Source organism: Sphingobacterium corticibacterium (assembly GCF_004208525.1).
GTDB lineage: Bacteria > Bacteroidota > Bacteroidia > Sphingobacteriales > Sphingobacteriaceae > Sphingobacterium > Sphingobacterium corticibacterium.
Map to the genome: position 1 here is coordinate 339,461 of NZ_SGIT01000002.1, position 23,352 is coordinate 362,812.

Below are 23,352 nucleotides of genomic sequence, written 5' to 3' on the forward strand. Positions count from 1 at the left end.
AAGCTAATTAAGAAACCGTGTTTAGCAACTACCTAAAAGTGTAGTTCGGATTGAAGTAATAGAATAATTAAGGAATTAAAGCGATGCATCTAATATGATTTAACAGTACTGTTCACAGCTTAACATTAATTTTAAAATATACGAATTCTGTCCGAAATAAGTCCGAAAATAGCAAAAGCCACTGATTATCAGTGGCTTTTGTCGGGGTGGCAGGATTCGAACCTACGACCTCCACATCCCAAATGTGGCGCGATACCGGGCTACGCTACACCCCGAAAGGCATCACCTTTTTTTCTGTGGCACAAATATACGGCATATTTTGTTACTGTCAAGACTTTTTTAACATTATTTTCTAACCCCCTCATTAATTGCACAATAATATCTTACATAATTTTTATATCCCCAGGAACACTACACTTTATGTTGTCCACGCCAAAACACACATCAGCTTTTCCGACGCTAACAAATATCTTCAAAAACATTACACATAATAATTTTAATCATAATAATGATATTTTTTCTTATCTTTGCACCCGCTTATCAAAAAGCGTTTATTAGGTTTTTAAAAAAGTATTTTTTTATTCAAAATAAAAGCTGTAATATTGCATTCCGATTTTTACAGGATATAAAATCGTTTAATAATTACTCGAAATCATGGATTTAGTAAAATTTGTAGAAGAACAAGCGGTAGTGAAAAATGAAATCCCCGCTTTCAAAGCCGGAGATACCATCAGCGTTCATTATAAAATTCGCGAGGGAAATAAAGAGCGTATTCAGGTGTACCAAGGTGTAGTTATCCAGTTAAACAGCGAAGGCGCTAACGCTACTTTTACCGTACGTAAAATCTCTAACGGTGTAGGTGTTGAACGTATTTTCCCTGTAAATTCACCTAACATTCAAAAAATAGAAGTGAATAGTGTTGGTAAAGTCCGTCGCGCTAAATTATTCTATTTACGTGGCCTTACTGGTAAAGCTGCACGTATCAAAGCAAAACGTGTATAATCACCGCTTCAAAACATAAAAAAGCCTCATCGATGTGAGGCTTTTTTTATGCTTTAATTTCGGTTCATATCGAAAAAAAACTTATCTTTGTATCCCGTACATAAAGCAGATTTAAAGCCATATTTAGGTCTTAAAATAGCTGAAATTTCATTATTGCTATGAGTAAATATATCTTCGTTACGGGCGGCGTAACTTCGTCGTTAGGAAAAGGCATTATCGCTGCTTCCCTAGCTAAACTTCTACAGGCTCGGGGGCTTAAAGTCACCATTCAGAAATTCGACCCTTACATTAACATCGATCCGGGAACATTGAATCCTTATGAACATGGCGAATGTTATGTAACGGAGGATGGAGCAGAAACTGATCTGGACCTAGGCCATTACGAAAGATTCTTAAATGTTTCCACCTCGCAAGCTAACAATGTCACTACGGGAAGAATATATCAACATGTTATTGCCCAAGAACGCGCAGGAGCTTATTTAGGCAAAACGGTTCAAGTCGTGCCACATATTACCGATGAAATCAAACGGAGGATGCAGCTCTTAGGACAAACTGGAGAATATGATATCGTCATTACTGAGCTAGGTGGCACCGTAGGCGATATAGAATCACTTCCATTTATTGAAGCAGTAAGACAATTACGTTGGGAACTTGGCAACAGTGATTCTTTAGTCATACACCTCACACTGGTGCCTTATTTAGCCGCTGCGGGGGAATTAAAAACCAAACCCACCCAACATTCCGTAAAGACACTTTTAGAATACGGTATACAACCCGATATTCTCGTGTGTCGTACAGAGCATAAGCTAACACACGATATTAGAAAAAAACTCGCCCAGTTTTGTAACGTCAACATCAACGCCGTAGTCGAATCCATCGATGCACCGACCATATACGATGTGCCATTGAATATGCTTAAAGAACAATTGGATAAAACAGCTTTAGCAAAATTGAAATTATCCAACAAGAACGAACCGGATTTAGAAAATTGGAAAACGTTTCTGGGCAAGCTCAAAAATCCAACCAGTGAAGTATGTATAGGCTTAGTTGGAAAATACGTGGAACTTCCCGACGCCTATAAATCAATTATGGAGGCTTTTATTCACGCAGGCGCTATCAACGAGACTAAAGTAAAAGTAAAGTATATCGCAGCAGAAAGTATAAACGAAGAAAACGTAATCGAAAAATTAAGAGATCTTAACGGTGTTTTAGTTGCCCCAGGTTTCGGTGAACGTGGATTAGACGGGAAACTGGTGGCTATTAAATTCGTACGGGAGAATAAGATTCCGTTCTTTGGTATTTGTTTGGGCATGCAATGCTCCGTTATTGAATTCGGGCGAAATGTACTTGGATTAAAAAAGGCAAACAGCTTTGAGATGGATGAAAAAACACCTGATCCTGTCATTAACTTGATGGAAGAACAAAAATCCATTACCAATATGGGAGGTACCATGCGTTTGGGAGCCTACGCCTGCGAGATCAAAAAAGGTACAAAAGCCCATTCGATTTATGGCAAAACCAAAATATCGGAACGCCACCGGCATCGTTACGAATTTAACAACGCATATCTAAAACAATATGAAGAAGCGGGTATGATTGCTTCGGGAAAAAATCCAGAAACAGGATTGGTAGAGATTGTCGAATTAAAAAATCATCCATTCTTTGTTGCAGGCCAATTCCATCCCGAATTGAAATCGACCGTAGCAAATCCTCACCCACTTTTTGTTAGCTTTGTAGCCGCTGCCATCGCCCATAAAAAAGGTTAAGGAATAGATGTAATATATCACTAAAAAATTAAAAAATTAAAAATGGATAGAAATACCCTCATTGGATTGGTGCTGATTTTCGGAATCCTAGCAGGCTCTTTTTATTTAATGAAACCCACGGAGCAAGAGCTTAAACAAGAACAAAGACTCCAAGATTCGTTGAAAAGAGTTAGAGATGGCCTACCTCCTATTGCAGATACATTAAGCGCTAATTCGCAAACCATCATAGACACTGCCGAAATATCCGATAAACCATTTGGTCGTGCCCGCCTAGGGGATGAGCAGATTGTCACATTGGAAAACGAATTAATTATCGCCAAAATAAGCTCTAAGGGTGGACAAGTCAGATCTGTTCAGTTAAAGAACGAAACAAATTATGACGGCAAACCACTTATGATTATTGATGAAGGCCAAAACCAGTTTGGTTTCGTTTTCAAAGCAAACGGCGAGAACATCAATACCAGTGACTTAAACTTTACGCCACAAAGTGGGAACATTTCGGTTACAGGTGAATCTACGCAATCAATAGGCTTCAGATTGGATTATAGTGAAACCCAATATTTGGAGTATACCTATACTATTAAAGGCGACGATTATAACGTAGGCCTTGAGGTAAAAGCCATAGGCATCCAAAACCTCATGGACATTAAGACCAGCTCCATCGGATTGAACTGGGAAACAACCTTGCTAAGAAAAGAACGGAATGCAAAATCCGAACGCGAACGGTCCACGATATTTTATAAAGAACTTGCCGGAAATGTAGACAACCTTTCCGAAACGAGTGACGACAAAGAGAAAATTGAGGACAAACTAAGCTGGATTGCGTTCAAGCAGCACTTCTTTTCTGCCGCATTAACGTCAAGTCAACCGCTAAACAACACCGAGCTTAATGTAGCTTTTGACTCAAACGACGGTGTTATAAAACACTACAAAGCATCGGCAGATTTAGACTTCTCTGCTCAAAAAGACAACCATTACACCTTCAATTTCTTTTTCGGTCCCAACCAATATAAAATACTAAAAGCACATGGAGATGATTTCGAAAAAATCATCAAGATGGGTTGGGGGCCTATGGGCTGGATAAATAAGTTCATCACTGTACCTATTTTTGATGTTCTCGATGGTCTTCATCTGAGTTATGGTATTATTATATTAATACTAACACTTATTTTGAAAGGCGTATTGTTCCCATTGACCTACAAATCATACCAGTCCATGGCGAAGATGCGTGTATTGAAACCGCAAATCGACGAAATTAAGGAGAAAGTAGGCGATGACAATCCAATGCTTCTCCAACAGGAGACCATGAAACTATATAAGCAGGCGGGCGTAAATCCGTTAGGAGGATGTCTGCCACTTGTATTGCAGATGCCTTTCACACTCGCTTTCTTCTTCTTCTTCCCCAACTTATTTGAGTTACGGGGCGAAAGTTTCCTTTGGGTAAAAGATTTGTCTACATATGATGCTCCTATTACTTTTGCTCCGATTTTCGGGATTGGACATATCTCTTTTATGTGTGTGCTGATGACGTTAACCACGTTATTAACGACGTGGTATAACAACGCGACATCTGGAGCAGCGGCTAACAACCAAATGAAATACATTGGATACTTTATGCCATTGATATTCTTCTTTGTATTGAATAGCTTCCCTGCGGGATTAAACTACTATTATTTCTTGTCAGCGGTATTAACACTTCTCACGCAGTTTATTATCCGTCAGTTTATAGACGATGATAAAATATTAGCTAAAATTGAGGAGCACAAGAAAAATCCGAAAGCGGCAAAAAAATCGTCTTTCCAACAAAAAATGGAAGAAATGATGCGCCAACAACAAGCACAACAGCAAAACAAAAAGAAATAAAAAAGAAAAGCCCGAGTAATGTTCGGGCTTTTCTTTTTTATTTAGACGGTTTTTCGAATCCGTCTTTTTCTGCTTTTTTTGCCATTTCCTCTACCCGTTTTTTAGTATCGGGATGGGAAGAGAAAAGCTTTTTAGTCAATCCTCCTTCCGAAGTATCTCCAGATAACTCCAGTAAGCGCTCGAAAGACATGGACATATACCAAGGGTTCACACCATTATCTTTTAAAAATTTATACCCATAGTCATCCGCCGCACTCTCCTGCTTGCGTGAAAAACTCATATTTGCCACCTGTTCGCCGAGTTCGCCTAATTGCGAATTTGATAGGGCACCCGCTGTTCCCCCTTGTGAAGACACACCGTCTTTCAGCGCCGAAGTCATCAAGGCATTTTTGAACGCATCCCGCGAATCCATATTTTTTACATGTCCTATTTCATGTCCGATAACGCCAAGGACCTCTTGATCATCCATCTCCTGCATTAACCCAGCACATACACGTACGCTTCCGTCTGCACAGGCAAACGCATTCACGTCTCGCACAAGATATACTTTAAAATTTAGGTCAAGACCATCGTAGCTGCTCAAATTCTCCGTGAGCTTTTTCAAGCGTACCGCAAACTCATGATCGTCTGGTGCCACGGGATTATTTTCATCCATCCACTGGATATACTCTTTTGTATAGTTGATAACATCCTCATTCGAGAGGGTGACAGCCTGTACGGCTTTTGTAGCTGCTCCAATTGATTTCGTGTTAATCTTGATTTGGCCGAAAGCCACCGAAGTGAACAGCATTGCTGACGCGCCTAATAAAATTCGTTTGTGAACCATAAGTTTGATATTTTAGCCTTGTTTAACCTTATAATACGATTAATATTCCTGCTCCATGTAACAAAAATGAGACCAAAACATATATCTTCCTTATACGAATGCGCTTATTCCGGTTATGCTTCTTCCCACGATAAGGGAATTAATTTCTTTTGTACCTTCATACGAATAAATCGCTTCCGCATCAGCCAAAAAACGAGCGACGTTGTACTCCAATAAGATTCCATTCCCTCCCATTACTTCACGTGCTCTCGACACGATATCTCGTGTACGCAATGTACAAAAGACTTTAGCTAAGGAAGCATGCTCATCTTTCAATTTCCCTTCATCTTGCAATTCTGATAATCGGAAAACAAGCGTCTGCATAGCTGTTAAATTAGAAAGCATCTCTACCAAATGATTTTGGATCAACTGAAAGGAAGCGATGGGTTTCCCGAATTGCTTACGGTTTAACGTATAATCCAGTGCGTTTTCATAAGCGCCGCGAGCACAGCCAACGGCCATCCAAGCCACACCGGCACGCGTCATCTGCAAGACTTTAGCCGTGTCTTTAAAGCTATTCGCTAGGGGTAAGCGGTCAGATTCCTGCACCAAACAATCTGTTAACGTTATCAATCCGTTTTGTACAATGCGCAATGCCATTTTACCTTTGATCTTCTCTACCATAAAACCTGGGTTATCTTTCTGGACGATAAATCCTTTCACTTGGTTATCATCCAGATCCCGCGCCCAAATGATCGTGATATCGGAGAACGTAGAATTGCCAATCCATTTCTTTTGTCCGTTCAACACCCAGCCTTCTGCTGTCTTACGACAAGTTGTCGTTAAACCACCCGCCGTACCCGATCCTACTTCCGGCTCTGTCAATCCAAATGCACCAATTTTTTCCAGTCGCTGCATTTTAGGTAACCATTTCTGTTTTTGCGCTTCCGAACCGCACATATAAATCGAGCCCATTGCCAGCCCACTTTGGACGCCCAGAAATGTCGCAATAGAAGGGTCTATTCGTCCAAACTCTGCCGCGATGATACCATCCATCAACGAAGTCCCCCCTGCACAACCATACCCCTCATAAACATATCCGCATACGTTCAACTCCGCTAATTTGGGAATAATTTCAAAAGGGAATTCGTCGTGTAGCCAATACTTATTTACTATCGGCTTAATCTCCCGCTCTAAAAAATCCCTCACTTTCAATTGTAAGGTTCGGTCATCAGCAGATAGCTTAGCCTCTATATCATAAAAATCCGCATCAATCGCCGGTGCCTCCCGTTTCTTTGCGTTACCAGTTAATAGCTTAGCCATACCTTTCAACTGCTCCTCACTCATTTTGGACATTCCCGTCATAAGCGTTGGAATATCGACTTTCTTAGACAGTGCATCCAGCTGCTCTAAATCTACATGCTTCAATAGTTGAAGTATATTTTTCAGTTTTTTTATCATGTTCAGTTATTTGGATTATCCCCCTCAATTGTAACACTTTTTTTATGGAAAATGTTTTTTATTGTTGTTTTTCAGCAAAACACTACTATCTTTGCGCCTGCTTTATAAAAGTTCTTTATTTCGATAGGATTAATTTTTATTTATTCTTTTGTAAAAAAATGGGTTACCTTTTATAATCGCTGGTATTAAAATGTAATAAACAAATTTGTTTCAATTAAAAATAGAAAATTAAAAATGAAAAATTTATTCAAATTCGGATTTTTAGGTTTAGCTTTAACAATTGCATTCGCTTCTTGTGGCGGTCAGCAAACTCAAACTGAAGAAACTGCTGATTCTTTAGCGGAAGGTATCGAAAACCAAACTGAGCAAGTTGCTGATTCATTGGAAAACGTAGCTGATTCAGTTAGAGCTGAAGGTGATTCTATCGCTGATTCTTTAGAGAACGTACAGTAATCCGAGCAGTATTAAAAAAATACATCAAAACCCACACAGTTGTGTGGGTTTTCTTGTTTCTGAAAGTGCTTCTTTTCGAGTTTTTCTTATTTTTGTCCTGTAGTTCAGTCTGCCTCAAAGGGCAGCTGTTTAATTTTAACTTTTATTTTTCGTGATCATGAGCTTATCATCTTTAACTGCTGTCTCTCCTATCGACGGACGTTACCATAACAACACTAAAGAACTCGCTAATTATTTCTCCGAATTTGCTTTAATTAAATACCGTGTTCTAGTGGAAGTAGAATATTTCATCGCGTTGTGTGGATCGGGGATTCCACAATTAGCTCATTTTGATGGTTCTCTGAACGAACGCCTTCGTCAGATCTACGAAAACTTTTCGTTAGAAAACGCGCAATGGGTCAAAGACACCGAGAAAGTCACTAATCACGACGTTAAGGCTGTGGAATACTTCTTAAAGAACGAATTTGAAAAACTAGGGTTGCACGACTCACTCGAATTCATCCATTTCGGATTGACCTCACAAGACATAAACAATACCGCTATCCCTTATTCTTGGAAGGAAGCGCTAGGCCAAACTTACCTTCCGAACATCCAGGAATTAGTAGGAGAATTGAAATCACTTGCTGACGAATGGCAAGACGTACCCATGCTGGCCAGAACACATGGACAACCTGCTTCTCCTACCCGTTTAGGAAAAGAAGTTAAGGTTTTCATTGAACGGATAGAAAAACAACTCGAGTTACTACAACAGATACCGTTATCGGCAAAATTCGGCGGCGCCACAGGCAATTTCAACGCTCACCATGTTGCCTATCCGAAGACGGATTGGGTAGCCTTCGGCAATAAATTTGTGAATGAAAACCTTGGTCTGTCCCGTTCACAAACGACGACCCAAATTGAACATTACGACAATTTTGCAGCAAGTTGTGATGCCTTCAAACGCGTTAACAATATCCTCATAGACTTATGCCGGGACATGTGGACTTATATCTCCATGGAATATTTCAAACAGAAAATAACCGCAGGACAAATCGGGTCATCGGCTATGCCGCACAAAGTAAATCCCATAGATTTTGAAAATGCAGAGGGCAATTTGGGTATCGCCAATGCGCTGTTTGAACATCTGGCGGCAAAGCTCCCTATTTCACGCTTACAGCGTGATTTGACTGATTCGACAGTTCTACGCAATATAGGCGTGCCTTTTGCTCATACCATTATCGCTATTAAGTCTACCCTAAGGGGCTTGCGAAAACTCATTCTTAATAAATCTGCCCTCCAAGCAGATTTAGAAAACAATTGGGCAGTAGTAGCAGAAGCTATTCAAACAATATTGCGAAGAGAAGGATATCCAAAACCTTATGAGGCACTGAAAGACTTAACCCGTACCAACACGCATGTAACCCAGGAAACAATCGCAACTTTCGTTGACGGATTAAATGTAAGTGAGGAAATCAAAGAAGAAATCAAAGCGATTTCTCCGAGCAATTATACCGGCATCATACGATAAGCTTTGACGTCAAAATGACCTGCATTGGTACATTTTTGACGTATATTTGTTCAATATTATAGATTACACGAAATATGGCAACTATTAACGTATATACAGAAACGACTCCCAATCCTTCCACAATGAAGTTTTTGGTCAATAAGTTATTAATCAACGGTAGTTTGGATTACCCCGACCGGGAAAAGGCCCAAGCATCCGAATTTGCCAGGGAACTGTTCAAGTTCAACTTTGTAGAAGGTGTTTTTTTTGCGAGCAATTTCGTTACCATCACAAAAACTGACGGAGTAGAATGGCCTGATATCGAGCCTTTATTAAAGGACTTTGTAAAAGAAGCCGTCGAATCGGAATTAGCGGTTAAACCTATCGAACACTCCGAGGAGATAAATTTTGAGGGGACAGAGGTAGAAGTAAAAATCCAACAGGTTTTGCACGATTACGTTCGCCCAGCCGTAGAACAAGATGGCGGAGCTATCGCTTATAGATCATTTGACAACGGCGTGGTCACTGTGGAACTACGTGGCTCTTGTAGCGGTTGTCCATCTTCTACTATTACTTTGAAAGCTGGTATAGAGGGCTTATTGAAAAGAATGGTTCCAGAAGTTGAAGAAGTCGTTGCGGAAGCATTATAACTCGAAATAAAACAAAGAAAAAGGGAAGATTGTACGATCTTCCCTTTTTTAGTTACGCTTTTTAGCCGCTACTCTGCTAAAAATCATTAACTTTATAGCCAAAATAACCGAAACATTATATTTCAAAAATGAGTGCAGATATCAACAAACTAGAACAGATCGCTTCACAAGTAAGACGTGACATCGTTCGTATGGTGCATGCTTGCCAATCGGGTCACCCGGGCGGTTCGCTTGGTTGTACGGACTATTTTGTAGCGTTGTACTTCTATGCGATGAAACATGACCCTTCTTTTAATATGGACGGCGTCGGAGAAGATTTATTTTTCTTATCAAACGGACACATTTCTCCCGTTTTCTACAGTACTTTAGCGCATGCCGGATATTTCCCTCCGAGTGAACTTAGTACATTTAGAAAAATAGACTCCCGCATACAAGGCCACCCCACCACACACGAAGGATTACCGGGTATCCGCATTGCGTCAGGCTCGTTGGGACAAGGACTGTCCGTGGCTATCGGTGCTGCACAAGCTAAAAAATTAAACAAAGACAATAGTTTAGTATATGTGTTGATGGGCGATGGGGAACTCCAGGAAGGACAGGTATGGGAAGCGGCGATGTACGCTCCACACAACAAAATGGATAACATTATTGCTGCCATTGATTATAATGGTGCGCAGATTGATGGTGCCACAGAGGAGGTACTATCGCTCGGAAATCTTCGTGCAAAATGGGAAGCATTCGGCTGGGATGTGCTGGACATAAAACAGGGAAATGATATGGCATCGGTCATCCAAGGTTTAGACGAAGCTAAATCGCGCGCTGGAAAAGGCAAACCTGTTATGATACTACTACACACGGAAATGGGGAATGGGGTTGATTTTATGATGGGATCACACAAATGGCATGGTATTGCCCCTAACGACGAACAGCTAGCTGCTGCATTGGCACAGAATGCGGAAACTTTGGGAGACTATTAATAGATAGGAAGATACTAAGAAATGAAGAAATATACCTACACAGAATCAAAAGATACCCGTTCTGGCTTCGGCGCGGGCCTACTGGAAGCAGGAAGACAGAATGAGAACGTGGTGGCACTTTGTGCCGATTTGATCGGATCGTTAAAGATGAACGATTTCATCAAAGAATTTCCGGAACGCTTCTTCCAGATCGGAATCGCAGAAGCAAATATGATGGGTATTGCAGCAGGTCTGACCATCGGTGGCAAAATTCCTTTTACGGGTACATTTGCTAACTTTTCAACGGGCCGTGTATACGACCAGATTAGACAGTCCATTGCCTACTCGGACAAAAACGTAAAGATATGTGCTTCTCACGCCGGATTAACACTAGGTGAAGATGGTGCTACACACCAGATCCTCGAAGACATCGGATTGATGAAGATGCTCCCGGGAATGACGGTAATCAATCCTTGCGACTTTAACCAGACGAAGGCTGCTACCTTAGCATTGGTTAACCATCATGGTCCTGCGTACCTACGCTTTGGCCGTCCGGTCGTACCGAACTTTACGCCATCCGATCAGGTATTTGAAATCGGTAAAGCCGTTATGTTAAACGAAGGTGCCGATGTAACCATTATCGCTACCGGACACTTGGTCTGGGAAGCTATCCAAGCAGGAGAGGAATTAGAAAAGCTGGGCATCGACGCCGAGATTATTAATATACACACGATTAAACCACTGGATGAGGAAGCGGTCTTGAAATCCGTGACCAAAACAGGCTGTGTCGTTACGGCGGAAGAACATAATCGTCTAGGAGGACTAGGAGACAGCGTTGCACAACTTTTGGCAACCAAGAGACCTACTCCACAAGAATTTGTTGCGGTAAATGATAGCTTTGGTGAATCGGGCAAACCAGCACAGCTGATGGAAAAATATGGCCTTAATGCCGCTTCTATCGTAGCAGCAGCAAGAAAAGTGATTACCAGAAAATAGTGACGAAGAACAAATGGAAGACGCCTTAATTATATCAAAATTTGCTGATGAACGCACACGCGAAGAGGCGTTTGGCCATTTGCTCCAAAAATACCAACAAAAAATATATTGGCACGTTCGTCGGATGGTCATTGACCATGACGATGCAGATGATGTCGTGCAAGATATATTCATCAAAGTATGGCGAAACCTCGAAAAATTCCGGGAAGACTCCCAGCTTTATACTTGGTTATATCGTATAGCCACAAATGAATGTATCACTTTTCTAAATAGAAAAAAACAAAAGCAGAGCATGTCGTTAGACGACGACAGCTCTGCTTATCTCGCAGAAACATTAGCGGAGGGAAGTTATTTTAATGGTGATCAGGCACAAATGAAATTGCAACAGGCGCTATTGACTCTTCCCGACAAACAACGGTTGGTATTTAACATGAAATATTTTGAGGATCTCAAATACGACGAAATATCAGAGATTCTAGGTACTAGCGTTGGCGCATTAAAAGCTTCTTATCATTTGGCAGTAAAAAAAATAGAGCACTTTTTCACATCACACGATTAAACCCTAGGGGATTTTTCGACTCTAAACAAGTGACTATGAAGGAAGACAATACATATTACGATGGAATGGATGGTTTAAACCTACCGGGATCATTACGTATAAATCCCTTTGTAGTACCTGAAAATTACTTTGACCAACTCTCTTCTTCAGTTTTGTCTCAAGCACGTTTAGATCGTTTGCCAACTGCAGAAAGAATAGGCTTCACCGTACCAGAATCCTACTTTTCTCAATTAACAAACAACATACAACTCCACATAAAGGTGGAGCAGTATAAAGATACTACACATAGAGAATGGGATGTCCCTAAAGGATACTTTGAAGATCTATCAGACAAGATTCTTTCGCAAACGAAAATAGAAGCTGTTGCAAAACAAGAAGAGTTCGAAGTCCCGATAGACTATTTTGAAAGCCTGTCAGCACGCATTCAAACAAAAATATTTGAAGATAAGCTAAAAACGCAAGTATCTGATGATGGCTTTACAATTCCAGAAGACTATACTGGAATACTGAAAGATAAAATTGTTGCACAAACTATAGGGAAAGAAAAACAGAAAACAATTGTACGAAAGCTAAATTTCAACAAATGGGTTTCCTATGTGTCAGCAGCTTGCGTTGCTGTGGTAATTGGAGTCGTTTCCTATAACAGCATAAACAATCGAACGCAGGGAAGTATCAGCGAATCACATCTGGCTTCCATTCCCGATGACGAAATTATTAATTATCTGAGTGCGCTGAATGATAGTCATGACATTCTTTATATCATGGAATGTATTGACCATTCTCATGATTCTGAAGGGATTTGTACGCATGTAAAGGAAAATGATATTGAAGACTATTTAAATTATGCATTATAATGTTACGTTTTAAACATTTGTTTGTTACGATAGGTGTAGTCATACTCTGTATATTATCTGCGAGTGCACAGCCGCGGGATTCCAAACGATTTGCAGCGATTGAGAACGAAAAAATTGCCTATATTACGAAAGAGCTGAGCTTAACACCTGCTGAAGCCCAGCGTTTCTTCCCGATATACAATCAATATAGCCAAGAAATATGGGCTATTCGATCGAAAAAGAAAGAAAGCACCTCGACCCCTTCTCCAAGGGGAGTAAATGCTTTCAATAGATCGAATAAATCTGAAAAACAGGATGTACTCTCTTATGATGCAAAAGAATTGGAAATTAAGAGAGACTATCGAAAAAAGTTCACGGAGGTGATTGGTTCAGCTAGGGCCTCTCAGTTTTTCGAGGTTGAACAGAGCTTCCGGGAATTGCTCTACAAAGAATTACAAAGAAGAAATCGTTAAATAAAGTGACGACGTAATCAGTGACGAAGTAACAAAAAACCATTACTGATTACGCATCACTGTTTACGGATTACTTGTCACTAAAAAATGATTAGCAACAGAGAACTTTTCCTTAAAAACACTGCTCAAACGTCTTCATCTCCTCGTCTATTCGAAATCGTAAAAGCCGAGGGAGTCTATCTATATGGACCTAACGGTGAACGTTATTTGGATTTGGTATCGGGTTTCAACGTTAGCAATATTGGACATCGACATCCCAGCGTCATAGCGGCTATCCAACAACAATTGGAGAAATACCTCCATGTTACGGTATATGGGGAGTTTGTACAAGCACCGCAAGTAAAGTTTGCAACCGAATTACTCGCGAATCTTCCTTCTTCATTCGGATCTGTTTACCTCACGAACAGTGGAGCAGAGGCTGTCGAAGGATCCATGAAAATCGCAAAGAAGTACACTGGACGTCGGCAGATTATTGCTGCTGAAAAAGCATATCATGGTAGCACACAGGGGGCTTTAAGTTTAATCGGCAACCCAGCATATCAAGAGGCCTATGCTCCACTACTCCCCGAAATAGAATTTATCCAGTTCAATGACATAAGCAGTTTAGACATTATCACAAACCAAACCGCTGCGGTTATCGTGGAAGCCATCCAAGGAGAGGCTGGCGTGCGTGTTCCGTCTACGGAATTTATGCGGGCTCTCCGTAGGAAATGTGACGAAACGGGCGCCATTCTGGTTTTTGACGAAATACAAACAGGTTTCGGAAGAACAGGGAAGATGTTTGCTTTTGAACATTTTGGGATCGTACCGGATGTTTTGATGTTAGCAAAAGGTATAGGAGGCGGTATGCCACTCGGCGCATTTGTTGCACGAAAAGAAGTTATGGATGTCATCAAAGACAACCCTATGCTCGGTCATATCACTACTTTTGGCGGCCACCCGGTAAGTTGTGCGGCTGCCCTAGCTTCTTTGCAGGTGATTCAAAACGAAAAACTGCTAGATACAGTAGAAATAAAAGCAGCTTTGTTCCGCAAAGAGTTGAACCATCCTGCAATAAAAGAGATCAGGGGAATGGGATTAATGATGTGCCTACAATTAGAAACTTTTGAGCACGTATATCAAGTCAGTAACTTTTGTGCAGAACACGGTGTGATGATTGATTGGTATTTACATTGCGAAACAGCCCTACGCATAGCACCTCCACTGACGATATCAGAAACCGAAATAAAACATGCCTGCGAAATAATAAGACAAGGTATTGAAAAGTTCATTTGAAAAAGCTAACTTGGTTTTCTTAAACCTTCATTTTATATGGAAACAAGAAGAAAATTCTTAGTGAAAAGTCTCCTCACTTTGGGAGCGGCCACGATAGGCACAAAAACGTTATTTGCAACCGAAAACAACCTAGCAAAAAGTGGTAAGTTAGTTATACAACAGAACGATGTCATTCTATTTCAAGGTGATTCGATTACCGATGCAGGACGTAATCGAGATAATTTAAAACCAAACGACACCGGCGCTTTTGGTCATGGATATGCGCTGATGGCCGCAGCCACGCTGCTAAATAAATATGCGGATAAAAACATACAGGTTTATAATCGGGGGATCAGCGGAAATAGGGTGCCAGACCTTATCAGCAGATGGGATACCGATGCGCTCCAACTTCGGCCGACGATATTAAGCATTCTTATCGGCGTAAACGATTTTTGGCGTACGATCGATCGAGGTGCTCAAAACACGCCACAACAATATAAACAGCAATATCAACAATTGTTGGACATTACTTTAAAACAACTTCCACAAGTTAAATTGATTATCGGCGAACCATTTGGCGTGAAAGATGTAAAACATGTCACGGATGCTTGGTATCCCGACTTTCTGGGTTATCAACAAGTCGCCAAGGAAATAGCAAAAGAGTATAATGCGACATTTCTGCCTTATCAATCGGTATTCGATAAAGCGGCAAGCCGCGGTGGGGGCGATTATTGGACAACAGACGGCGTACATACTTCCTTAGCGGGTGCAAACCTCATGGCGGAAGCTTGGTTGGGACTAATCAAATAATTTTTAGAGCAGGGAAACCTGCTCTAAAAATCACTATTCCAGCGATACATACCGTCTCGCAAGAGAATCTGCTCTCGATCCAGAAGCAATCGAATTACGTGCAACTTTATATCATCATCCCCGAGTGTTAGCTCGTCAACGAGGTCCTTCACATCTTTTTCGCCTGCCAGTAATACGTTTTTTATTTCTTCATGTAGTTTTTCCTGGATATCTGCACGATGCTGGCGCACCAGACACAAATCACAAACCCCACAAAACGCTTTCTCTTTTTCCCCAAAATAAGTCTGCAACGCGATACTTCGGCAGTCCTTCGTATCGAGATAAGTATAGATAGCTTTTATTTGTTGTTCTTTAATATTCTTTCTTTCCTCGATAAAGGAAGTATCGATAAAGAGATGTTTGTAATCTACACGTGCCTGACGAAATTCCAGTTGAGGGGCATCCGTTTTAGGAAGATAAGAAGCCACCTCCAATTGTTGTAGCCCGCGCAACATCCCCACTACTACGTCATGCGAAACGTTAAGCTTTTTTGCCAGTTCATACTCGTTCAACCCGATATAAAAATCAAATGCGCCACCTGTTGTGCGCAAAATCAATTTGATGAGCATATCATACTTCGCCGACTGTACTTGAAATTTATATAATTCCTGGTAATCGATTTCAAACTTAAATCGCGAGGGGATAAAAACAGCTTCGGATAAGGCAATCCACCCATCTCTTTCCAAAAACTTCAAAGCACTTAATGTGGGAAGAATATCAATCTTATAACATTTACAGAAATCGACTACATCAAAATCAAAAAAAAGACCTTTCCCAGCGCCATAAGCGATTTGAAAGTAGTTTCCTAAATGATGATAGACCTGTTGAATAAACGGTATCGGCGGAAAACCGGCTATAAAATTCTCCCACAATTTTTCACGATCCGCTTGTTGAAACATCAATACTGGGAATGCTTTCTTCCCATCGCGACCCGCGCGACCTGCTTCTTGGTAATAAGCTTCTAATGAATCAGGAATATCCAGATGTAGTACAAATCGCACATCCGATTTATCGATCCCCATCCCAAATGCATTGGTTGCCACAATGACACGCATCCGATTTTCCATCCAGCTGTCCTGCTTTTGCGAACGGGTCTGTGGATCAAGCCCAGCATGGTAAAAATCCGCTGGTATACCGTGGTTAATTAAATACTGTGCCACTTCTTGTGTCTCCCGGCGGTTACGGACGTATATCACTCCCGATCCGCCAATCTTATGGATCATCCGCAACATACGTCCCATTTTATCCTCCTCGGCCAATACCATATAGGCTAAGTTCTCCCTTCGGAAGCTTTTCTGAAACACTTGTTTTCCTACGAAACCTAACTTATCTTGGATATCTTCCACTACACGTGGAGTTGCCGTGGCCGTCAACGCCAAAAAAGGCGTGCTTGGATGAATCTCCCGCAACTTCGCCAGTTCTAGATAAGCAGGACGAAAATCATACCCCCATTGTGAAATACAATGTGCTTCGTCAATGGCAAAAAGACTCACTTTCATGTAGCGTATCCGTTCTTTTACCAAATCATTATAAAGACGTTCCGGGGCAAGATAAAGAAATTTAATTTTTCCGTACACACAATTATCCAATGCAATATCCACCTCCCTATGGGACATACCAGAAAAAATGGCCACCGCTTCGATACCTTTTTTTCGCAAGTTTTGGACCTGATCTTTCATCAATGCAATAAGTGGACTCACGACAATACATATACCCGCCAACTGAAGTGCCGGCACTTGAAAACAAATAGATTTCCCTCCACCTGTGGGCATTAACGCCAGGGTGTCACGCCCCTGCAGCACAGCATTGATAATGTCTTCCTGCAACGGACGAAAGGCTTCATGTCCCCAATATTGTTTTAATATATCCAGGTTTTTATTTTCCATCACTTCTTCTCCCAAACATAAGCAAAATTATTTTTCAAGACGTAATAGCGTAGATCTAAAGAATCTGCCATTTTTATCATCGCTGGCAATCTCTCCGTTTTATTCGACCCGTCAAATATCGCGAGAGCAACATGGCTGAAATTTTTATCATTTACCTTATCATAAGATGATATGTTGCGCCACAACAAAATATCACATACCATAGGTCCCATTTCTCCCCTACCGCCCTCTATAATACCCAACGTACCTATAGAAGTTTGAATTTTCACCCGATCACCTCTTTTTAACTGCAATGGGTAAAAAGCGATATCCGTCATCCGTATATAATGGTTAAGGTCTGGCAGCACCTGCCTCTTTATATACGGATGTGCCACGCTATCTAACGTAGAAATAAGAGAAACCTTACCGTGATTAATTACGGCAATGGCAACCTCACGACCGACATTATATATTTTTATGCCTTGATAAGAAGTATATTTTATAGAGGAGATGACAGCAGAGAATAACAATATTCCTATAGCGATAAAGGTACACCATAAAAATTGTTTACGCAGACTATACCAGGTAATAAGCAAAAAGATGATAACGAGCAGAAACAAAGCAAGTTGTACTCCCGAAAAGGCAACACCTTGTACTGTAGCAAATGGTAATTCTTCGATAGTCTGCAAGCCCCATAAGAGGAAACGACACAAATAGGTTAATCCCTGTGCCAAATACGCGTTGACAAGCGGAAAAGGACATGTGGCTAGTGCTATACCCATATACATTAATGCCGTCGCAGGCAGTGATACAAATAAATTTCCAAGCAGAAAGTAATTGGGAAACTGCTGAAAGTAATACAAGGCTAGTGGTGTGGTAAAGAGCTGAGCACTGACAGAAACTAATACGGCTTGCCATGTCATACGTAACCCCTTATTGTTTATCAGCAATACCTTATTAAGCAATGGATAGAGCGTAAATAAACCCAAAACAGCCAAATAGGACAATTGAAAGCCCATGTCGAAGATCATAAACGGATCCACCAAAAGTAAACAGCATGCTGATGCAAAAAGCGAATTTAGATTTTGATTAGCTCGTTGGCTCCATCTGGCTACCAACAAAAAAGAAATCATCACGCCTGCCCGCAGGATAGAGGGAGCCATTCCCGTCAACAAAACATAGCCCCATATGGCTACTAGAATAAGCACGAAGCGAATAGGCCTACCATAAGGGAACCGGTCTAGAAAACCCAGTAAAAAATTCAGCAGGAAGAACACCATACCGACATGCAAACCTGACACACTCAAAACATGTACCGTACCTGTATTAATAAAAGCCGTTAGTGTTTCCATCGGAAAATGGGCACGGTATCCTAAAATGAGAGCTGCGCAAATATCCAACGCATCCTTATTCGATATAAACCGGCTGAACTTATGCACAAAATAACGGCGTATCGCCAACGCTTGTGCTATAACGGTATTTCCGTAGTTATTTCCGAGCAGCCGAATATCCGCAGGCTTTATATAGGCTTGATGATAAATATTTTTATGGGCCAGATATCGTTTATAATCAAATTGTTTAGGATTATAAGGTTCACGTATGTCCATTACCTCATTACGGAACAACAACTTGTCGCCATAAGACAACGATAAATCAGATTCCTTATTTTTATGCACGATACGCAGCATGATTTGCCCTGTTGCCGGGCTTACTTTTTCATCGTCGACAATATGACGAATTTCTAAAGGAAAGTGTATACTAGCCTCGCCATATACAGGTTCGTCCGTAACCACCCCTATCAAATAGTCCGCTTTTTTACCTACAAAATATTGTGATTGCTGTGCAGGAAGTTCTCGTTCTATCCATACAATACCCAATAAGAACAACCAACCGTAAAAAATTGGTGGAAAGAAAATACGGCGCAATTGTCGACCATAAGCCTCCATTCCCACCAAAAACAGGAATATAATTATCATACATCCGACTATAATTCGAAACAGCAATATCGATAATGGTAAATAATAACCGCTCATTATACCTGTTCCAAAAAATAAGAAAACGCTGGCAAACGGCACTTTCCGCAAAGCCAGATAGATTGCGTGCCCTACCATCGGTATCGGAATTGAATTTTAATATCGGACCGACGTGCACCCTCGCTTTGATCCAACCCAGAACCTACCGTTTCTACATCCAAATAGTGATTTAAGCTATAACGAAGCCAAAAATCTATTTTTCGACCTATACGATAAAGCAAGTTAATATAGGAACGACCGCCTTTTCCATTATACATAGGGAAGGCACTCGCATATAACACATCATTTTCGTATGCATATAGCCTCGCATCATACGAATCAGTAGCAAATACAGCTAAACGTACATTTGCTTGTAATGGCAGACGAGCAGGTTTCCAGAATACATCCTGATAAGCCAACCAGCCCAAATCGATTCTCCCATCCTTTTCATATCGCACCCCCTCCGTTCTTGTCCGGATTTCCCACTGGTTAGAAAGTTTATACTGAAAGACAAGGCGCAGCTGATCTTTCAACACATCCACCACAGATCTGTCTGGCGGTTGTGCACTATTGTTTTCTTGCTTTAGTCGATGGCGGTAACGCAACGAAATACGCCCTATCTTGTACCAAAGATACGTAAATTGGGATAGAACGTCCATTCCCGCACTAGGTTCGTCAACACGATAGCGTAACCAAGGGAAACGAAATACGTCAATATAATTCATCCATTCTATCTTTCTATTGGGATGGAACATCCATCCCGCATAGATTCCCTCTTCGTTGACAACCGCACTACCCTCCCCCAACGCTTGTGCAAAAACAGCATGGTAGTTAGGTTGGTAATTTCTATAGTTAACAAACGTTGATACTTTCGGATGCAAACTGGCGATCAGGCCATGGAGCGTAGCCCAACCTCGTCGATACTCGTGTGCCGTTTCGCCAAAAAGATATACATTCTTATAGGTGTATTGGTAATTGACGCCGATATTGAGTATTCGCCTCCCTTCAAAAGAATAGGTCTGACGAGGCGAACCATCGTGTACAATTGTGCCATTATATTGCGTATAAACACCCACAGCACCTAGCTTCAAACGCTTATATCGGTAGGTTACGTCTGTCCCGATCGCATTTTGTTTGATCGCTCGACGATTACGAAGTTCATTAGGCGTTCGATGTAATCCAGATGCTGAAATAGAACTGATCGTATAATTACCGTCTTCCGCTCCCGAACGATTACCAGATAGCTTTCGCCAAGAAACAAATGGTGTAATTTCCCAATTATCAAAAGATAACCGCGTAGCAAAACCGGAGAGATAGTTGTGTTCATTCATAGATGTGTAGCTCCTCAACCCTCCCCCTTGCCTAGCACTACTCGTCATCATCGCTCCTTTGCCAAAACTCAAACCATTCCACATTACCAATCCTTGTCCAGCCTGCAAAGCATAATTCCCCAATATCAATTCCTTAAATATACCTAGGTCTTTTGCATATAGACTAACGCCATTGTGATCAAAACCATAGCGCTGCCTTTCCCGAAAGAAGGGTTCCCCGGCATCTTTTTCCATATTAATCGCCAAACGCAACCGATTACGAAAATTGAAACGATAACGCAGCATATAACGGTTTGCATCTCCAAGATAACGAGAACGGGTACTATCGGTAATGAAATAACCTCGTTGTTTCTGAAAGATAGTGCCATAACGTAACATAAGCTGCTGCTCGCTATCATCATAAAGCTTCCGCCAAGTTAATCCCTCCAAGCTCGATACGGATGAGACCGTAATAAAAGGACTCAATCGTTCAATAGTCGGCAGATCAAAATGAGCAATCCCTTGTAGCTCCAAAACGGAGATAAACTTTCCGGTCTGTTCGCGATGTGCTAAAAGGCTAGCAATTTGCAAAGGTGATAGAAATGAAAGGTTAGCCAGCTCATGCCCATCCGTTTTATTTAAATCAATGGGGCGTGTACGGTAGTGACGAAGAAGCTCTAGAACTTCATCAACATCGACTTCCTCCTCTAATTCTTCGACAAGTTGTTCTACAATTTGCTCCGCTACCGAGCTTTCGCCCGATGTTTGGCTTCTTACCAGCGTACTATACCCCAGTAAGAACACCGCTGTCATAACTCGTACACTGGCAAAACGCATAGATTATGAGCATTTGAAATAAGCAGATGGGATTTGCTGGTACAGGTGGTGTTGTCCGCCAGACTATCTGGCAGAAAAAAACTCTTTTTACACGTTAACGCATTACTTTTCCTCCAATATGAAAAGGATAAATAAAAGTGCTGAACGGATAAATAGAGCGTTACAACGGTTAGTAGTAATCTTCTTTTCATCACAATTCATTATAATTGATACAGTGAAAGTACAGAATATTAGAACATTATCCAATTCTCGTAGTCAATCTTTTTAAAAAAGAAGATTTCGTTTTGGTTTAAACACAAAAAACGCTATCTTTGTGTCACCAAAAAATTGCGGGGTGGAGCAGTTGGTAGCTCGTCGGGCTCATAACCCGAAGGTCATCAGTTCGAGTCTGATCCCCGCTACTAACAAAAGCAAAGCGCGAGGCTAAGCTTAAAAAAATTCAAGAAATATTGCGGGGTGGAGCAGTTGGTAGCTCGTCGGGCTCATAACCCGAAGGTCATCAGTTCGAGTCTGATCCCCGCTACTAACAAAAAGCGCTAAGGAAACTTGGCGCTTTTTTATTTCCATCCGTATGAGATCATAAAAAAGGCGACACTTAGGTCGCCTCTACTCTTTAACTAAAATGTTATCGTTATTTAATATCAAACAGATCCGAAATTGATCCGTGTTCATTCACATTCTTAATCGCGCCGGCAAATAGATCAGCCGTCGATAATACTTTAATTTTACTGCAGCTTCTTTGCTTCTCCGGCTTTAACTGAATAGTGTCTGTGACAATCATTTCTGTTAAAACCGAATTTTCGATGGTATCATAAGCCTTTCCCGATAAGACTGCATGCGTACAGACAGCCCTTACCGAACGAGCGCCGTTTTCCATAATCAACGCAGCCGCTTTAGACAACGTACCAGCCGTATCACATATATCGTCTATCAAGACTACATCTTGATCTTTCACATCTCCAATAATTGACATGGATTCAATCTCATTGGCACGTTTACGACGTTTGTCACAGATGATAACCTCCGCATTGAAAAATTTGGCAAATGTGCGGGCACGATATGACCCCCCCATATCCGGAGATGCAATGGTCAGGTTCGGCAGTTTCAAGGATTTGATATACGGTACAAATATAATTGATCCATCTAGATGGTCCACTGGGATATCAAAGAATCCTTGTATCTGCGCAGCGTGCAAATCCATGGTCATGATACGATGCGCACCGGCGGCCACAATGAGGTTTGCAATTAACTTCGCGCCAATAGCGACACGCGGTTTGTCTTTTCTATCTTGACGGGCATAACCGAGATAAGGAACGACCACCGTGATATAATGGGCAGAAGCACGCTTTGCCGCATCAATCATAAATAAAAGCTCTAAAAGATTGTCGTTTGGTTGGTTTGTGGATTGGATTAAGAACACGTCGCTGCCGCGTACGGATTCATTGTAAAAAGGCTGAATTTCCCCATCGCTGAACTTGGATAAGGTCATATCGCCAAGCGGCTTTCCATAGGATGTGGAGATTTTTTCCGCTAATTCCACTGTTCCAGACCCTGCGAACAGCTTCACCGTGTTAAATTGCAAAGGCATTTCTTATGCGTGTTTTATATGTTGGATTTATTTAATATTCCAATTAGAAGAAAACAAAATTAAAAAAGTTGTCCGACCTGGATTCGAACCAAGACTAAATGAACCAAAATCACTTGTACTACCCTTATACTATCGGACAAACTCCAAGATTAACTTAGTTTTGCGACAAAGTTAGCCAAATGTTTCTTAAAACAAAAGGTTTAAATTGTGATAAGTTATTGCCAATAGGCCGCAAACTCCAGGAAGGCTAACCATACAAACAGCGTCAAATAAAATTTGATTAATCGGAAAAAACGCCGTATTTTTGCACCTTAAATTTAGATGATTAAGAAAT

19 protein-coding genes and 3 tRNA genes are annotated in these 23,352 nt (G+C 41.1%); 15 read left to right on the top strand and 7 right to left on the bottom strand.

All coding sequences use genetic code 11. The features are described from left to right. Positions 1-201: 201 nt before the first annotated feature. Positions 202-275, bottom strand: a tRNA-Pro gene (locus EWE74_RS10165). 379 nt (positions 276-654) lie between these two features. Between EWE74_RS10165 and rplS the strand changes: the two genes are divergently transcribed. The 3 genes from rplS to yidC all read left to right on the top strand — a co-directional run bounded on the left by rplS (position 655) and on the right by yidC (position 4,631). Next, positions 655-1,002 (top strand): 50S ribosomal protein L19, encoded by a 348-nt coding sequence (gene rplS / locus EWE74_RS10170; protein WP_130141442.1) that lies wholly within the window; start codon positions 655-657, stop codon positions 1,000-1,002. Between the two features lie 158 nt (positions 1,003-1,160). Beyond that, positions 1,161-2,768 (top strand): CTP synthase, encoded by a 1,608-nt coding sequence (locus tag EWE74_RS10175; RefSeq protein ID WP_130141443.1) that lies wholly within the window; start codon positions 1,161-1,163, stop codon positions 2,766-2,768. Between the two features lie 42 nt (positions 2,769-2,810). Beyond that, on the top strand, positions 2,811-4,631 hold the full coding sequence (yidC, locus tag EWE74_RS10180) for a membrane protein insertase YidC (RefSeq protein ID WP_130141444.1): 1,821 nt from the start codon (positions 2,811-2,813) through the stop codon (positions 4,629-4,631). Positions 4,632-4,668: 37 nt separating this feature from the next. On the opposite strand, the gene EWE74_RS10185 is transcribed toward yidC, so the two are convergent. After that, on the bottom strand, positions 4,669-5,457 hold the full coding sequence (locus tag EWE74_RS10185; RefSeq protein ID WP_130141445.1) for a M48 family metallopeptidase: 789 nt from the start codon (positions 5,455-5,457) through the stop codon (positions 4,669-4,671). A gap of 90 nt (positions 5,458-5,547) precedes the next feature. After that, positions 5,548-6,897, bottom strand: coding sequence for an acyl-CoA dehydrogenase family protein (locus EWE74_RS10190; RefSeq protein WP_130141446.1), 1,350 nt, complete (start codon positions 6,895-6,897; stop codon positions 5,548-5,550). Between the two features lie 234 nt (positions 6,898-7,131). Here EWE74_RS10190 and EWE74_RS10195 point away from each other — a divergent pair, with 234 nt between their 5' ends. The 10 genes from EWE74_RS10195 to EWE74_RS10240 all read left to right on the top strand — a co-directional run bounded on the left by EWE74_RS10195 (position 7,132) and on the right by EWE74_RS10240 (position 15,367). Continuing rightward, a complete protein-coding gene (locus EWE74_RS10195) occupies positions 7,132-7,350 on the top strand; it encodes a hypothetical protein (protein ID WP_130141447.1) in 219 nt (72 codons plus the stop codon). A gap of 157 nt (positions 7,351-7,507) precedes the next feature. Continuing rightward, positions 7,508-8,857: an adenylosuccinate lyase gene (gene purB, locus EWE74_RS10200; RefSeq protein WP_130141448.1), complete on the top strand. Its 1,350-nt coding sequence runs from the start codon at positions 7,508-7,510 to the stop codon at positions 8,855-8,857. 74 nt (positions 8,858-8,931) lie between these two features. Further along, a complete protein-coding gene (locus tag EWE74_RS10205) occupies positions 8,932-9,486 on the top strand; it encodes a NifU family protein (RefSeq protein WP_130141449.1) in 555 nt (184 codons plus the stop codon). A 128-nt stretch (positions 9,487-9,614) separates the two neighbouring features. Further along, positions 9,615-10,463, top strand: a complete 849-nt coding sequence (locus EWE74_RS10210) for a transketolase (protein ID WP_130141450.1) — start codon at positions 9,615-9,617, stop codon at positions 10,461-10,463. Between the two features lie 21 nt (positions 10,464-10,484). Further along, positions 10,485-11,438, top strand: coding sequence for a transketolase family protein (locus EWE74_RS10215; protein ID WP_130141451.1), 954 nt, complete (start codon positions 10,485-10,487; stop codon positions 11,436-11,438). A gap of 13 nt (positions 11,439-11,451) precedes the next feature. Then, on the top strand, positions 11,452-11,997 hold the full coding sequence (locus EWE74_RS10220) for an RNA polymerase sigma factor (RefSeq protein ID WP_130141452.1): 546 nt from the start codon (positions 11,452-11,454) through the stop codon (positions 11,995-11,997). 35 nt (positions 11,998-12,032) lie between these two features. Continuing rightward, positions 12,033-12,851, top strand: coding sequence for a hypothetical protein (locus EWE74_RS10225; RefSeq protein WP_130141453.1), 819 nt, complete (start codon positions 12,033-12,035; stop codon positions 12,849-12,851). Next, positions 12,851-13,303: a hypothetical protein gene (locus EWE74_RS10230; RefSeq protein WP_130141454.1), complete on the top strand. Its 453-nt coding sequence runs from the start codon at positions 12,851-12,853 to the stop codon at positions 13,301-13,303. Before EWE74_RS10225 ends, EWE74_RS10230 begins: the two co-directional genes overlap by 1 nt. A gap of 87 nt (positions 13,304-13,390) precedes the next feature. Further along, positions 13,391-14,578, top strand: a complete 1,188-nt coding sequence (locus EWE74_RS10235; protein WP_130141455.1) for an aspartate aminotransferase family protein — start codon at positions 13,391-13,393, stop codon at positions 14,576-14,578. Positions 14,579-14,614: 36 nt separating this feature from the next. Next, complete coding sequence (locus EWE74_RS10240) at positions 14,615-15,367, top strand: SGNH/GDSL hydrolase family protein (RefSeq protein WP_130141456.1); 753 nt, start codon at positions 14,615-14,617, stop codon at positions 15,365-15,367. Between the two features lie 23 nt (positions 15,368-15,390). Here the strand turns inward: EWE74_RS10240 and EWE74_RS10245 are convergent, their stop codons facing one another. From EWE74_RS10245 to EWE74_RS10255, 3 genes are read right to left on the bottom strand one after another with little or no spacing between them, the layout of a single operon-like run. Beyond that, complete coding sequence (locus EWE74_RS10245) at positions 15,391-17,292, bottom strand: RecQ family ATP-dependent DNA helicase (RefSeq protein WP_130141457.1); 1,902 nt, start codon at positions 17,290-17,292, stop codon at positions 15,391-15,393. Further along, the gene (locus tag EWE74_RS10250; protein WP_130141458.1) at positions 17,292-19,382 is read right to left on the bottom strand and encodes a ComEC/Rec2 family competence protein; all 2,091 of its coding nucleotides are present in this window, start codon (positions 19,380-19,382) and stop codon (positions 17,292-17,294) included. The genes EWE74_RS10245 and EWE74_RS10250 overlap by 1 nt, the downstream gene beginning before the upstream one ends. After that, on the bottom strand, positions 19,376-21,430 hold the full coding sequence (locus EWE74_RS10255) for a helix-hairpin-helix domain-containing protein (protein ID WP_130141459.1): 2,055 nt from the start codon (positions 21,428-21,430) through the stop codon (positions 19,376-19,378). The genes EWE74_RS10250 and EWE74_RS10255 overlap by 7 nt, the downstream gene beginning before the upstream one ends. Before the next feature lie 328 nt (positions 21,431-21,758). Between EWE74_RS10255 and EWE74_RS10260 the strand changes: the two genes are divergently transcribed. Both EWE74_RS10260 and EWE74_RS10265 read left to right on the top strand, forming a co-directional pair. Next, a tRNA-Met gene (locus EWE74_RS10260) sits at positions 21,759-21,831 on the top strand. A gap of 49 nt (positions 21,832-21,880) precedes the next feature. Then, positions 21,881-21,953 (top strand) — tRNA-Met (locus tag EWE74_RS10265). A 108-nt stretch (positions 21,954-22,061) separates the two neighbouring features. Here the strand turns inward: EWE74_RS10265 and EWE74_RS10270 are convergent. After that, complete coding sequence (locus tag EWE74_RS10270; protein WP_130141460.1) at positions 22,062-23,018, bottom strand: ribose-phosphate pyrophosphokinase; 957 nt, start codon at positions 23,016-23,018, stop codon at positions 22,062-22,064. Positions 23,019-23,352: the final 334 nt, after the last annotated feature.

What these genes read in the sequence shown, in the direction of transcription:
- rplS (WP_130141442.1), top strand. Translation starts at nt 655, where the DNA reads ATGGATTTAGTAAAATTTGTAGAAGAACAAGCGGTAGTGAAAAATGAA.
- EWE74_RS10175 (WP_130141443.1), top strand. Translation starts at nt 1,161, where the DNA reads ATGAGTAAATATATCTTCGTTACGGGCGGCGTAACTTCGTCGTTAGGA.
- yidC (WP_130141444.1), top strand. Translation starts at nt 2,811, where the DNA reads ATGGATAGAAATACCCTCATTGGATTGGTGCTGATTTTCGGAATCCTA.
- EWE74_RS10185 (WP_130141445.1), bottom strand. Translation starts at nt 5,457, where the DNA reads ATGGTTCACAAACGAATTTTATTAGGCGCGTCAGCAATGCTGTTCACT.
- EWE74_RS10190 (WP_130141446.1), bottom strand. Translation starts at nt 6,897, where the DNA reads ATGATAAAAAAACTGAAAAATATACTTCAACTATTGAAGCATGTAGAT.
- EWE74_RS10195 (WP_130141447.1), top strand. Translation starts at nt 7,132, where the DNA reads ATGAAAAATTTATTCAAATTCGGATTTTTAGGTTTAGCTTTAACAATT.
- purB (WP_130141448.1), top strand. Translation starts at nt 7,508, where the DNA reads ATGAGCTTATCATCTTTAACTGCTGTCTCTCCTATCGACGGACGTTAC.
- EWE74_RS10205 (WP_130141449.1), top strand. Translation starts at nt 8,932, where the DNA reads ATGGCAACTATTAACGTATATACAGAAACGACTCCCAATCCTTCCACA.
- EWE74_RS10210 (WP_130141450.1), top strand. Translation starts at nt 9,615, where the DNA reads ATGAGTGCAGATATCAACAAACTAGAACAGATCGCTTCACAAGTAAGA.
- EWE74_RS10215 (WP_130141451.1), top strand. Translation starts at nt 10,485, where the DNA reads ATGAAGAAATATACCTACACAGAATCAAAAGATACCCGTTCTGGCTTC.
- EWE74_RS10220 (WP_130141452.1), top strand. Translation starts at nt 11,452, where the DNA reads ATGGAAGACGCCTTAATTATATCAAAATTTGCTGATGAACGCACACGC.
- EWE74_RS10225 (WP_130141453.1), top strand. Translation starts at nt 12,033, where the DNA reads ATGAAGGAAGACAATACATATTACGATGGAATGGATGGTTTAAACCTA.
- EWE74_RS10230 (WP_130141454.1), top strand. Translation starts at nt 12,851, where the DNA reads ATGTTACGTTTTAAACATTTGTTTGTTACGATAGGTGTAGTCATACTC.
- EWE74_RS10235 (WP_130141455.1), top strand. Translation starts at nt 13,391, where the DNA reads ATGATTAGCAACAGAGAACTTTTCCTTAAAAACACTGCTCAAACGTCT.
- EWE74_RS10240 (WP_130141456.1), top strand. Translation starts at nt 14,615, where the DNA reads ATGGAAACAAGAAGAAAATTCTTAGTGAAAAGTCTCCTCACTTTGGGA.
- EWE74_RS10245 (WP_130141457.1), bottom strand. Translation starts at nt 17,292, where the DNA reads ATGGAAAATAAAAACCTGGATATATTAAAACAATATTGGGGACATGAA.
- EWE74_RS10250 (WP_130141458.1), bottom strand. Translation starts at nt 19,382, where the DNA reads ATGGTAGGGCACGCAATCTATCTGGCTTTGCGGAAAGTGCCGTTTGCC.
- EWE74_RS10255 (WP_130141459.1), bottom strand. Translation starts at nt 21,430, where the DNA reads ATGCGTTTTGCCAGTGTACGAGTTATGACAGCGGTGTTCTTACTGGGG.
- EWE74_RS10270 (WP_130141460.1), bottom strand. Translation starts at nt 23,018, where the DNA reads ATGCCTTTGCAATTTAACACGGTGAAGCTGTTCGCAGGGTCTGGAACA.